This is a genomic window from Arthrobacter globiformis NBRC 12137 (assembly GCF_000238915.1).
In the GTDB taxonomy this organism is placed as follows: Bacteria; Actinomycetota; Actinomycetes; order Actinomycetales; family Micrococcaceae; genus Arthrobacter; species Arthrobacter globiformis.
Genome location: NZ_BAEG01000080.1, coordinates 186992 through 199783, shown reverse-complemented (window position 1 = coordinate 199783; position 12792 = coordinate 186992). Strand labels below are relative to the sequence as shown.

The window sequence follows — 12792 nt, the reverse complement described above, 5'->3', positions numbered from 1 at the left end:
CGCACAAACTGTGGGTCACGGAGCGAGCCCAAGATGGGGCACTTCGACACGGGACACGCCGGCCGTCGTCGTTAATTACGACGCCGGATCCCCCAAAGTGCCCCACGACGGCTTGGGCCGGGTGCCCCTGACCCAAAAACAGGGTCAGCGGCCAAAAACAAAAGCAGGCCAGGGGCTGAATGCCTCTGGCCTGCAGATTCGGTAGCGGTGGGGAGGCTCGATCTCCCGACCTCACGATTATGAGTCGTGCGCTCTAACCAACTGAGCTACACCGCCACGAATGAGAAAAACCTGTGTCAAGCCGGTCAAGACCGCCTTGACACAGGCCCTCATTCCGAGCCCCCCACCGGAATCGATCCGGTGACCTCGTTCTTACCAAGAACGCGCTCTACCACTGAGCTAGGGGGGCAACGAGTAAATACTCTACCGGAAGATTTGGCACTCAACAAATCGGCGGCTGAACGGGGCCACCAAGGTCTGAAAACCCCGGAAATACAGGCCTGGAGCGGGCCGCGGGCCCCATGTGGAGGCCCCTCCAGGAGCTTTGAGGCCGCAGATGTGACGAAGCGTACACACGGGCCAGGCGGGACGGGGTTAAACAGAAACAGGCCGGCTGATCAGCCGGCCTGTTTCTATTCGGATGCTTGGTTCATCACCAGGCGGTGATCACCACTTGCCCTTGCGGTTGAAGTCGCGGTGGCCGCCCTCGTTGCCGTGGCGCGGCTTGCGTGCGCCGTTGCCGTGACCGCCGAAGCGGGAGTCGCTCGACTGGCCGCGGTCGTCCGTGCCGATGCCGCGCTCGGAACGCTCGCTGTACGAACGGCCGCCGCGGTCGGCGGAGGAACGCTCGCCGTCGCTCTTGCGGAACTCCTTCTTGAAGCCGCCGCTGCCCTTGAAGTTGCCGCCGCGGCCGCCCTGGTAGCCGCCCCGGTCTCCGCGGTCGCCACGGTCACCGGAAGGCTTACGGCCGTTGTCCAGCTCGAGGTGGATCAGCTCGCCGCCGATCCGGGTGCGGGACAGGGCGCGCAGCTGCTCCTGGCTGAGGTCCGCCGGGAGCTCCACGAGGGAGTGGTCCGAGCGGATGTCGATTCCGCCGATCTGGGACGAGGAAATGCCGCCCTCGTTGGCGATGGCGCCCACGATGGAACCCGGCATGACACGCTGGCGGCGTCCCACGGCGATCCGGTAGGTGGCGTTGCCTTCGGTCAGGGCACGGGTCGGGCCGCGGGAGCCGAAGCCGTCCTTGGAGCGTTCGCGCTTCTGGAACTCGGGAGCTGCGGGGAGTTCCTTGACGAGGAGCGGCTGCCCGCCCTGCGCCATGACCGCCAGTGCCGCGGCGATTTCTGCCGCCGGCACCTTGTGCTCTTCCTCGTAGGAGGCGATGAGGTCGCGGAACATCGAAACGTCCTCGGACTCCAGGGTCTCCGTGATGCGCTCGGCGAACTTGCCCAGGCGCAGCGAGTTGACCGTCTCGGCGGTGGGCAGGTGCATCTGCTCCACCGTCTGGCGGGTTGCCTTCTCGATGGCGCGCAGCAGGTACTTCTCCCGCGGCGTCATGAACAGGATGGCGTCGCCGGCGCGGCCTGCACGGCCGGTGCGGCCGATGCGGTGCACGTAGGACTCGGTGTCGTGCGGGATGTCGTAGTTGACCACGTGGCTGATCCGCTCGACGTCGAGGCCGCGGGCGGCCACGTCGGTGGCGACCAGGATGTCGATCCGGCCTTCCTTCAGCGCGTCAACAGTGCGTTCGCGCTGCTGCTGCGGGATGTCGCCGTTGATGGCGGCAGCCTGGAAGCCCCGGGACTTCAGCTTGTCGGCGAGGTCCTCGGTGGCCATCTTGGTGCGCACGAAGGCGATGACGCCGTCGAACTCTTCCACCTCGAGGATGCGGGTCATCGCGTCGAGCTTGTGCGGGCCCATGACCTGCAGGTACCGCTGCTTGATGTTGGTGCCCGTGGAGGTCTTGGACTTCACGGAGATCTCGGCAGGGTTGTTCAGGTACTGCTTGGACATCCGGCGGATCTGGCTCGGCATGGTGGCCGAGAAGAGCGCTACCTGGCGGGATTCCGGGGTCTGCTGGAAGATCTGCTCGACGTCTTCCGCGAAGCCCATGCGCAGCATTTCGTCGGCCTCGTCCAGCACCAGGTACTGCAGTTCGGAGAGATCCAGGGAGCCCTTGGCGATGTGGTCGATGACGCGGCCGGGTGTGCCGACAACAACCTGGGCGCCGCGGCGCAGGCCGGCGAGCTGGGGGCCGTAGGCGGAGCCGCCGTAAACGGGGAGGACGGTGAAGTCATCGATGTGCTTGGCGTAGGAGGTGAAGGCCTCGGCAACCTGGAGCGCCAGCTCGCGGGTCGGGGCCAGAACCAGTGCCTGGGTCTTGCGGGACGGGCCGTTGAGGTCGTGGAGCTCGGCCAGGCGGGACAGTGCCGGTACTGCGAATGCTGCAGTCTTACCGGTGCCGGTCTGGGCGAGGCCCACGACGTCGCGGCCTTCAAGCAGCAGCGGGATGGTCGCTGCCTGGATGGGGGAAGGCTTTTCGTAGCCGACATCCTGCAGGGCTGCGAGGACACGGCCGTCGATGCCAAGGTCGGTGAAGCGGACGCCTTCTTCTTCCGGCTCTTCAGCCTTGGCGGGAGCGTCGGCCTTGGCGGAAGCGTCGGCAGCAGGCTCGGCTGCGGGGACAGCAGCCTCGGTGAATTCAAGGTTGGCGGTCTCAGCCGTCACCGTCTGGGTGGCGTCGTCGTGGTTTTCGGGCATAGGGAGATATTCCTCATCCATAGGGGGCCAGGCGGCACAACCCGAGGTGAGCGGAGCCGCAGTACATGTGCCGTGGTCGCCGGGCAAACATTGACCGGCCGGTCACTAGAAGTCCGGCGCTTTCGCAATCCCGTGGCAGGACTTCACACTGCATCTCTTGGCTGCTATCCCAGCAGTCTGTACAGCGTTTTCTTCAGCCGGCTCTCCCTATGAAACTGCCCGCATCACATTTGCGGGCCCCAACACTTGCCAGTCCTGCCTCAAAAATTGGGCAGGAATAAGGGATTTCCGGAGTGGGGGATATTTCAAGTGTAAAGCATGACGCGGCGCGCTAGCGAACCGAGGGGCCAGCAGGGGCGGTGAGCTTGCGCACACGCGGCATTTTCGCAGTAACCCGGCAGCGCCGCCGGGCCATCTCGGCCGTGCTAGCTCCCCACCCGCCGGAGCATCTTCTCGAACCGTTCGTGGTACTCGGGCTGCAGCCGGATTTCGCCGTCAGCCTCGGCGTCGCGCAGGGCTTCGATGGCGTCGACGTCGGGCTCGCTGAACCAGCGGCCGATGGTCACGCCGTGCTTGGGCACGAAGAGGCGGTGGATGTGGTCCCCTGCCTGCACGGAGCCGGTCTTGATGACGCGCAGGTAGGCACCCACCCGGCCTGCCGCCGTGAAACGCTTGACCCACTGGGCCTCGTCCATGCGCCGCTGGAAGGTCGCACACGGAACACGGGGCGAGGTGACCTCAACCTCGACATCCAGCCCGATACGCCAGCGCTCACCGATGACAGCACCCGTGGTTTCGATCCCTGCCACGCGCAGGTTCTCACCGAAGATCCCCGGCGGCAGTTCGCGCTGCAGCTCACCGATCCAGTAATCGGCGTCGGCCTGGGAATAGGCGTAGAGCGCCTGGTCCTCTCCCCCGTGGTGGATGCGGCTGGCCTGGATATCGCCGTGCAAACCGAGCTTGTGAACCTTCACCGGCCCGTCCACGGGCCGCTTGTCGATGGCAGTGACGCCCACGCTTCCCTCGTCCGGAAGGAGCTGGTGGACCCGGCAAACGGCTAGAAGAGTGGCTGTGTGCATGGCACCAGTCTAGGTTCTCGGCCTGACCAGCGCCTTTGGTGATTCAAGCGGGACTGCCGGGAGCGGAAAATATTCACCGCAGCACCTTCAAGCCACTAGGCTTGCTGCAGTATTTACCGGCGGGACGGACAGCCGGTTTCCGCCGGCCGCGGCCTAGAGTTCCGGCCACCAACAGCATGGAGCAGCAGGGGGAACCATGGACCCGGAGAAGGACCCGAGCAAGGACGCTGACAGGGGCCAAAACAACGACAGGTCCGGCCGGAACGACGACAGGTCCGGCGGGGACGCCCTTCCCGGCGGTCCGGCCAAGCCGCCGCCCTGGCAGGTTCCCAAGCCTGAGCTCCACCCCGAGCTGCTGACCCCCGGTCCACCGGGAGGGAAAGGCCCGGGAAAACCAGGCAAGGGAAAGGCCCGTACGGACACCCCGGGCAAAGCAACCCCGGGAGAAGGAACCCCGAATCAAACCGGCTTCCCCCAGCCCAGCCCCGTCTTCGACCCGTTCGCGCGTGACCGCGAGCGCGATGCGGCGGCCCGCAAGAAGCGGTCGCAGCGCCGCACGGTGGTGGTGGGCCTCGGTGTCACCGCGCTCCTGGCAGGCACCATCACGGCGATCGTGGCGAGCAACGAGCAGGACCCTGACTACGCCCAGGTCTGCTTCAACGATGAGACAGGCGAGCGCGTCGAGGACACCCAATGCAACAGCTCGGCCGGGCGCGGGGGCGCCCTCTATGCCTGGTACTTCTATGCGCGCGGGGCCAGCGTTCCGGGCATCGGCCAGAACAGGACGGCCTATCCGAACTTCACCAGGACGGTGCCGCAGGGGGCCAAGACGGCCACGGGCTACAGCAGCAAGGGCGGCACGGTCAGCAGGGGCGGCTTCGGCAGCAGCTCCAAGGGCGGAAGCACGGGAGGCTAGACGTGAAGCGGTTACTCTCGGAGCCCCGCCCGGACTGGAAGCAGAAAATCGAGGAACAGGGCCTGGTCTTTTCCACCACCAGCCTTCCCGGCGGCAAGAAGATCGAGTACTGGAACGAGGCCGCCTACTACGAGTTCACCATGGACGAGGTGGAGGCGCTGGAAATCACGGCCGAGGACATGCACAGGATGTGCCTGGAGGCCGCCAAATTCCTGGCCACGGGCGCCATGGGCCCCATCGGCATCGGCCCCCAGGCGCTGGAGCTGGCCGCCGAGTCGCTGCAGGCCGGGGACCAGGACATCTATGGCCGCTTCGATTTCATCTATGACGGCCAGGGCGGCGCCGCCAAGATGCTTGAGTACAACGCGGACACGCCCACCGGCCTCATCGAGGCGGCAGTGGCCCAGTGGTTCTGGCTGCAGGACGTCTTCCCGGAGAAGGACCAGTGGAACGGCATCCACGAGGCACTGATCCGGCAGTGGAAGAAGCTGCAGTACCGCACGGGGATGAGCACCCTGCATGTGGCCCACTCCGAGGCCGAGGAGTCAGGCGAGGACTGGATGACAGCCGCGTACATGCGGGACGTGGCCAGCCAGGCGGGGTGGACCACCATCGGCATCAACATGTCGGACATCGGCTGGGACCCGAACCTGAAGCGGTTCGTGGACATGGACAACTTCATGATCAGCACCATCTTCAAGCTCTACCCCTGGGAGCTGATGATGAAGGAGCCATTCGGCCACCGTCTGCTGCAGCGCTCGCAGAATCCCCGCTGGGTGGAGCCGGCCTGGAAAATGCTGCTCTCCAACAAGGCGCTTCTGGCGGCCCTGTGGCATCTTTACCCGGACCATCCCAACCTGCTGCCCGCCTACCTCAATGATCCGGGGCCGCTGCGGGAGTGGGTTGCCAAGCCGCTGCACGGGCGCGAAGGCGACAACATCCGGATCCACGCCGAGGGCATCAGCCTGGAGAAGCCCGGCGGGTACGGCCGGGAAGGCTGGTGCTACCAGCAGTACCACTCCCTCCCGGACTTCGACGGCAGCCATCCGGTCCTGGGCCTGTGGGTGGTGGACGGCGAATCGGTGGGCTGCGGCATCCGCGAGTCCGACGGGCCGGTCACCGACTATTTTTGCCGCTTCGTCCCGAACACCATTGACGCGCCGGCGCCGCTGAGCGTCCAGGCGGCACAGGCCAACGCGAACAAGACAGGTATCACCTTATGAGAACAGGTGCTCCATGAGAACCCGAACGACGGCGGCCGGCGGCGCCGGGGGCCGGTCCGGCGGCGCCGTTCCCGGCAAGGGACTCCGCGCCGGGATCCTGGACCTTGGCGACTCTGTGATGCTGGGCCTGGCCTCCACCGCCCCGGTGTACTCGCTGGCCGCGACGCTGGGACTGATTGTGGCCGTCAACGGGAACTACACGCCGCTGATCCTGCTCCTCGGTTTCATCCCGGTGCTGTTCATCGCCTACGCCTTCCGCGAGCTCAACAGCGCCATGCCGGACTGCGGCACCACGTTCATCTGGGCCCGCCGGGCTTTTGGCCCGTGGGCGGGATGGCTGGGCGGCTGGGGCGTGGCCCTGGCCGGCGTCGTGGTCCTGGCCAATCTGGCGCAGGTGGCGGGCCAGTACCTCTGGCTCCTCATCGGCGACGGCTCCCTGGCGGGGAACAAGGCAGTGGTGACGGCCACCGGCGTCGTTTTCATCGCCTTCATGACCCTCGTGAACTACCGCGGCATCAGGCTGGGTGAGCACGTCCAGCGGACTCTGACGTACGTGCAGTACATCTCGCTGGGCGTTTTCGCCGTGGCGATCATCCTGCGCATCGCGGGCCTGACCGGCGGGGCGCCGGCGGGCCAGCCGTTCGACGTCGAATGGTTCAACCCGGCCGGAGCGTTCGCCGACCCCGGCGCGGTGGTCCACGGCATCCTGCTGGCCCTGTTCATCTACTGGGGCTGGGACACCTGCCTGGCGGTTAATGAGGAAACCGAAAACCCTGCCACCACTCCCGGCCGTGGAGCGGTCATCTCGGCATTCGTGCTGGTGGCCATTTACGTCTCCGTGGCGCTGCTGGTGATGATGTACGCTTCCGTGGGAACTGAGGGCATCGGACTGGCCAACGCCGACAACCAGGACGACGTGTTCCTGGCGATGAAGGACGTGGTGCTGGGTCCCTGGGGATGGCTGATGGTGGTGGCGGTGCTGGCATCCGTGCTCTCCTCCACCCAGACCACCATCCTGCCCACGGCCCGCGGCACCCTGTCCATGGGCGTCCACGGGGCCCTGCCGCCGAAGTTCGGCGAGGTCCATGAGCGCAACCAGACCCCCGGCTTCTCCACCCAGGTCATGGGCGCCGCGGCCATCGTGTATTACGTTGCCATGAGCTTCCTCAGCGAGAACCTGCTGTCCGATTCCATCAGCTCCATCAGCCTGTTCATCGCCTTCTACTACGCCCTCACCGGCTTTGCCTGCGCCTGGTACTTCCGGGACACCCTGCGCGCGTCTGCACGCAACCTGTGGTTCCGCGGAATTCTTCCGCTGCTCGGGGCGCTGCTGCTGACCGCGGCTTTCTTTATCTCTGCGGCGCAGATGTGGGACCCGGCCTACGGGAACACGCAGATCTTCGGCGTCGGCGGGGCCTTTGTCAGCGGCGTGGTGCTGCTGGCCCTGGGCGTGGTGCTGGCCGTAGTCTGCCGGTTCCTGCCGTCAACCCGCGGCTACTTCCTGGGCGGGACACGGGTTCCCTCGGGCCGGTAGCTCGGGTCGGTAGAAGGCGGCACGCAGACCGGGGCACACCTTAGCCTGCAACCCGCGGCACGGAATCACCGGCACGTAAGATGCTGCAATGAGCAATGACGCCCTTGATCCTGCGGAAGCTTCGGCCGAGTACGGTCTCCCGGACCCTTCGGATGTCCTGGCCCTGGATTCGCTGCTGGCCCCGGACGAGCTGGCCCTGCGCCAACGGATACGGGACTTCACCGACCAGCAGATCCGTCCCGACATCGCGGACTGGTACGAGCAGGGCGTCTTCCCCATGCACCTGCCCGCGCAGCTGGGCGAGCTGGGCGTCCTGGGCATGCATCTGGAGGGCTACGGCTGCCCCGGCCGGTCCGCCGTGGAGTATGGCCTGGCCGCCATGGAGCTGGAGGCCGGTGATTCCGGAATCCGCACGTTCGTCTCGGTCCAGGGTTCACTGGCGATGAGCGCCATCCACAAATGGGGCTCGGAGGACCAGAAACAGGAGTGGCTCCCCCGGATGGCCGCCGGGGAGGTGATCGGCTGTTTCGCGCTGACGGAGCCGACGGCGGGCTCGGACCCGTCGTCGATGACCACGGCCGCGCGGCGGGACGGGACCGGCGAGGACGCCGGCTGGGTCCTGGACGGCGCCAAACGCTGGATCGGTCTCGCCTCCGTGGCCGACGTCATGGTGGTCTGGGCAAGGACCGACGACGGCGTCCGCGGTTTTCTCGTACCTGCCGGCACGGAGGGCGTCACCGCCACGCCGATCGGGCGGAAACTGTCCATGCGCGCCTCGATCCAGTGCGATGTGACGTTCGACGGCGTCCGGCTGGGTCCGGAAGCGCTGCTGCCGGGTGCGCGGGGACTGAGCGGCCCGTTCAGCTGCCTCAACGAGGCCCGGTACGGCATTGCCTGGGGTGCCATGGGGGCGGCCCGCGACTCCTATGAGGCGGCGCTGCGGTACTCGATGGAACGGCTGCAGTTCGGCAAGCCGCTGTCCGGGTACCAGCTGACGCAGGAGAAGCTCGTCAACATGCTGGTCGAGGTTCAGAAGGGCACCATGCTCGCGTTGCATCTGGGTCGGCTCAAGGACTCAGGGCGGCTCCGCCCGGAGCAGATCTCCCTGGCCAAGCTGAACAACGTCCGCGAGGCCATCACGGTGGCGCGGGAGGCCCGGACCATCCTGGGAGGCAACGGCATCACGCTCGACTATTCTCCCCTGCGGCACGCGGCCAACCTCGAGTCGGTGCGCACCTATGAAGGAACGGACGAGGTGCACACCCTGATCCTCGGCCAGCACATCACGGGCCTCCCGGCGTTCCGGTGACCCGCTGGTTGAGCTTGCCGAAACCGAGGTGGACACCCCTGATCTCAACAATCTCGATCAGGGCGGCCGAACCCGTTGATCTCGACAAGCTCGATCTCCGGGCACCCCGGGAAGGTTTGGCTCTCGCCCCGGCCGCATGGCCGGGGGCATACTGGGCACATGGCTGACGCTGACGATTTCCCGGCCTTGGGAAGGACCGAGGAACATCGGGTGGACAGTAGTGCTGGTGCCTGGTTCTTGAGTGGTGCTGAGCGGGGAAATTCAGCCACCGTCGTGCACGCGGGCGGTGCCGGATCGCCGTCCTGGTCGGAGGGCAACCGCGTGCGGCCCCTGATTCATGGGGCCACATACTTCGCGCGGCTGCATGAGGAGCTGTCGGCTCTGCAAGCGGGAGACCGTGTGTGGTTCACCGACTGGCGAGGCGATTCCGACGAGCGGCTGACGGCGGACGGACCGACGATCGGTGAGTTGCTGGCGCGGTTAGCCAAAGCGGGCGTGGAAGTGCGCGGCCTGATCTGGCGATCCCACGGGGAGCGCGTGTCTGCCCCGATGAGTTGGCGGTCCAACGAGCTCCTCAGCCGCCAGATCAACGACGCCGGCGGGGAGGTGCTGTTGGATCAGCGTGTGCGCCTCTTCGGCTGCCATCACCAAAAACTGGTCGTCATCCGCCGGCGTGACGACCCGTCGCGGGACGTCGCCTTTGTGGGCGGAATCGACCTTTCCCACAGCCGCCGGGACGATGCCGACCACAGAGGCGACCCGCAGGCGGTGGCCATGGATTCCAGGTACGGGAAACGACCCCCGTGGCACGATGCCGCCGTCGAACTGCGTGGCCCGGTGGTGGCAGACGTGCTGGAATTGTTCGCCGAACGGTGGAATGACCCCCATCCCCTGGACCATCGCACTCCTTACCGGATGCTGCTGCAACGTCTGGCCGACATGCCCCGGCACCCCGAACCGCTCCCGGGCACTGCGCCGCCACCGCCACCTGCGGGACCGCATGCCGTGCAGCTGCTGCGCACCTACGGCATGAAGCACCCGCCGTTCCCGTTCGCGCCCAACGGTGAGCGGAGCATCGCCCGGGCCTACACGAAAGCCTTCTCCCGTGCCCGCTCGCTGATCTACATCGAGGACCAGTACCTGTGGTCGGAAGAGGTCGCGGCCGGAATCGCAGCGGCCCTCGAACGTAACCCCGAGTTGAATGTGATCGCCGTCGTGCCCCGCTACCCGGACTCTGACGGTGTTCTCGGGGGGCCGCCCAAGCGGGTCGGGCAGATGCGTGCCATCAGCAGGATGCGCCAAGTTGCGCCCGACAGGGTGGGGGTCTTTGATCTGGAGAACAACGCCGGAACACCGATCTATGTCCATGCCAAGATCTGCATCATCGACGACATCTGGTTCACCTGCGGATCGGACAACTTCAACCGTCGGTCCTGGACCACCGACAGCGAGCTCACCTGCGCCGTGATCGACACTTCTGCCGGTCATGGGGAACCGCCCGCCGCAGACACGGGCCCCGGCGGTTCCCGGCCGCTGGCCTACGGGCTGCGGCTCCAACTCTGGGCCGAACACCTTGGCCTGGACCAGAATGACCCTCAGCTCCAAGACCCCGCGGCCGGGCTCAAAGTCTGGAACGCCGCCGCCGACGCCCTGGACCAGTGGCACAAAACCGGCCGCCGCTCGCCCCGTCCCAAGGGGCATGCGCGGCACCACATTACAGAACCCGTGCCGCCCCTTCAGCGTCTCTGGGCGGACGCGGTAAACCGCCTTGTAGTGGACCCGGACGGCCGCCCACGCCGGATGCGCGGCTCCACCCCGTTCTAAGCGAGCCCGTGCAGGGGTGTGCCGGCATGTCAGGCGGAGAACCCGCCGTCGGCCTTGATGAGCTGACCGGACACCCAGCGGCCGGCCGGGGACAGCAGGAAAGCCACCGTTCCTGCCACGTCCGAGGGGGTGCCCAGCCTGCCGCCGGGCTGGTGCCGGGCCAGCCCTTCGCGGGTTTCGTCATCCATCCAGCCGGTGTCCACGGGCCCGGGATTCAGCACATTGGCGCTGACGCCCCGCGGCCCGAGTTCCCGGGCTGCGGCGATCACGATCCGGTCCAGCGCCCCTTTGGACGCCCCGTACGGCAGGTTGAACGCGGTGTGGTCACTGGTCAGCGCAACGATCGCGCCGCCGTCGTCCGTTGCCTGCTGCGCGAAGGCGCGGATCAGCTGCCAGCTGGCCCGGGTGTTCACGGCGAAATGCCGCTCGAAGCTTTCGAGGGTGGTGTCCAGGACGCCCGAGTCGACGGATTCGGCGTGGCTGAGCACCATCCCGTGCAGCGTTCCTGCCTGCGCGGCCACCTCTGCCATGAGCCGGTCCACGGCAGCCGGGTCCTGAAAGTCGGCGGGCAGCGCCACCACCTTGGAGCCGATGGCCTCCAGTTCTGCGCTGAGCCGGCCGACGTCGTCCGGCTGGATTCCCCAGGGCATGCGGGCGTCGTAGTCCTGCCAGTAGGTCAGGACCAGGTCCCAGCCGTCGGCGGCCAGCTGGCGGGCGATCCCCGCGCCGATTCCGGCGAGCCGACCGACGCCGGTGACCAGTGCGGTGCTCATTCCGCCAGCTCCGCCACGGCGTCGCGGCGGAGGACCACGAGCCAGCACACCATGATGGCGAGCGCGCAGAACACGCCGGCGCTGGACGCCATGATCCACGGCACCGGCGTCTGAAGGTCAAGGTTGCCGGCGCCAAGGGCCGTGCCGATGGTCTTCGGCGAGAACAGGAACACCACCGTGGACACGCCCAGGACGGTTCCCATCACCCAGCGCGACAGCCGGTGCCGCTGCGGAGTTTCGCGCAGCGTCCAGGCGAAGGCCGGAAGCACTGCCGCCATCCAGACCCAGTGGTGCGACCACGAGACGGGGCTGACCAGGAGCATGGTGAGTGCCGTGGCGGATATGGCCACCACCCTGGCGCCCTGCCGGCTGGCGGCCCTGATGAGGGCCGCGCCCAGACCCACAACGAGCAGGCCCAGGAGCAGCCAGGGCACCGTCACGGCGTCCGCTGGAACCCCGAAGTGGAGCAGGGCGCCCTTGATGGAGAGGTTGTCAACGTAGCCGGCGCCGCCAATCCGGGACGTGTCGGGAAGGATCTCCAGCCAGAATCTGAGGGACTCGGCGGGGCGGAGCACCCAGCCGAGCAGCACGGTGAAGGCAAAGCCGGCGCCGATGTTCAGCAGTCCTCGCCAGTCCTTCCGCACGAGGAAATACAGGCCGAATACCAGCGGCGTGAGCTTGATGCCGGCTGTCACGCCCACTAGGAAGCCGCTGCCGGGCAGACCGTTCCGCCAATGCGGGCTGCGGGACAGCAGGTCCGCCGTCATCAGTCCCAGCAGCAGGATGTTGATCTGGCCGAAGACCAAGGTCTCGCGCCACGGGCCCAGATTCAGGACAGCCAGGAAAACCACGACGGCGCCCAGCCGGTTCAGCGCAGACCGGAAGGTCGGGGAGCCGAAGGTGCTGCGCCAGCTGGGCTTGCTGTTCCAGTAGCGGACACCGAGCGCCGCCACCCAGGCGGCCACCGCCACTCCGGCGGCGTTGAACAGCAGCAGCGCAGTGGCCTGCGGCAGGTTGGCGAGCAGGCTGAACAGGAGTGCCGCAAACGGCGGGTAGGTGAAGGGCAGTTCCGGCCCGCCAGCCCAGTTCACCGTCGGCTGGTAGAGGCCCGACGGCGAGAGGCCGGCGTCGTTGAGGATCTTGCCGCCGTACCAGTAGACGCTGAAGTCCAGGCCTTTGTCGCCCCAGGCATCCAGCCGGGACGCAACGAAGACGGCGGCGCCCACTACGGCCAGAAGGAACACCAGCTCGACGGCGGCCACCGCGGGCCAGCGGCCGCGGAGCCTGAGCGCCGAAGGCAGCCGTGGCCCGGAAGCCGGCCCAGGCTCCGCCGTCTGATCGGGCCCTCCGGGACTCCCGGCGGGTCTGTCGGTC

The 12792-nt window shown here is 67.2% G+C and carries 9 protein-coding genes and 2 tRNA genes; 5 read left to right on the top strand and 6 right to left on the bottom strand.

Annotation, left to right across the window (positions count from 1 at the left end):
- Nucleotides 1-202 precede the first annotated feature (202 nt).
- The 4 genes from ARGLB_RS15645 to ARGLB_RS15630 all read right to left on the bottom strand — a co-directional run bounded on the left by ARGLB_RS15645 (nt 203) and on the right by ARGLB_RS15630 (nt 3839).
- Nucleotides 203-276, bottom strand: a tRNA-Met gene (locus ARGLB_RS15645).
- A gap of 61 nt (nt 277-337) precedes the next feature.
- Nucleotides 338-409, bottom strand: a tRNA-Thr gene (locus tag ARGLB_RS15640).
- A 257-nt stretch (nt 410-666) separates the two neighbouring features.
- Nucleotides 667-2760, bottom strand: a complete 2094-nt coding sequence (locus ARGLB_RS15635; RefSeq protein WP_003804304.1) for a DEAD/DEAH box helicase — start codon at nt 2758-2760, stop codon at nt 667-669.
- A 425-nt stretch (nt 2761-3185) separates the two neighbouring features.
- Complete coding sequence (locus ARGLB_RS15630; RefSeq protein ID WP_043419334.1) at nt 3186-3839, bottom strand: MOSC domain-containing protein; 654 nt, start codon at nt 3837-3839, stop codon at nt 3186-3188.
- Between the two features lie 196 nt (nt 3840-4035).
- Here ARGLB_RS15630 and ARGLB_RS15625 point away from each other — a divergent pair, with 196 nt between their 5' ends.
- The 5 genes from ARGLB_RS15625 to ARGLB_RS15605 all read left to right on the top strand — a co-directional run bounded on the left by ARGLB_RS15625 (nt 4036) and on the right by ARGLB_RS15605 (nt 10645).
- A complete protein-coding gene (locus ARGLB_RS15625; RefSeq protein WP_003804300.1) occupies nt 4036-4755 on the top strand; it encodes a hypothetical protein in 720 nt (239 codons plus the stop codon).
- A 2-nt stretch (nt 4756-4757) separates the two neighbouring features.
- Nucleotides 4758-5978 (top strand): glutathionylspermidine synthase family protein, encoded by a 1221-nt coding sequence (locus ARGLB_RS15620; RefSeq protein WP_003804298.1) that lies wholly within the window; start codon nt 4758-4760, stop codon nt 5976-5978.
- A 13-nt stretch (nt 5979-5991) separates the two neighbouring features.
- Nucleotides 5992-7512 (top strand): APC family permease, encoded by a 1521-nt coding sequence (locus ARGLB_RS15615; protein ID WP_003804296.1) that lies wholly within the window; start codon nt 5992-5994, stop codon nt 7510-7512.
- 88 nt (nt 7513-7600) lie between these two features.
- Nucleotides 7601-8821: an acyl-CoA dehydrogenase family protein gene (locus ARGLB_RS15610; protein ID WP_003804294.1), complete on the top strand. Its 1221-nt coding sequence runs from the start codon at nt 7601-7603 to the stop codon at nt 8819-8821.
- Between the two features lie 159 nt (nt 8822-8980).
- The gene (locus ARGLB_RS15605; RefSeq protein ID WP_139023365.1) at nt 8981-10645 is read left to right on the top strand and encodes a phospholipase D family protein; all 1665 of its coding nucleotides are present in this window, start codon (nt 8981-8983) and stop codon (nt 10643-10645) included.
- A 29-nt stretch (nt 10646-10674) separates the two neighbouring features.
- On the opposite strand, the gene ARGLB_RS15600 is transcribed toward ARGLB_RS15605, so the two are convergent.
- A complete protein-coding gene (locus ARGLB_RS15600) occupies nt 10675-11418 on the bottom strand; it encodes an SDR family oxidoreductase (protein WP_003804287.1) in 744 nt (247 codons plus the stop codon).
- The gene (locus tag ARGLB_RS15595) at nt 11415-12680 is read right to left on the bottom strand and encodes a glycosyltransferase 87 family protein (RefSeq protein ID WP_003804285.1); all 1266 of its coding nucleotides are present in this window, start codon (nt 12678-12680) and stop codon (nt 11415-11417) included. Before ARGLB_RS15595 ends, ARGLB_RS15600 begins: the two co-directional genes overlap by 4 nt.
- Nucleotides 12681-12792 lie beyond the last annotated feature (112 nt).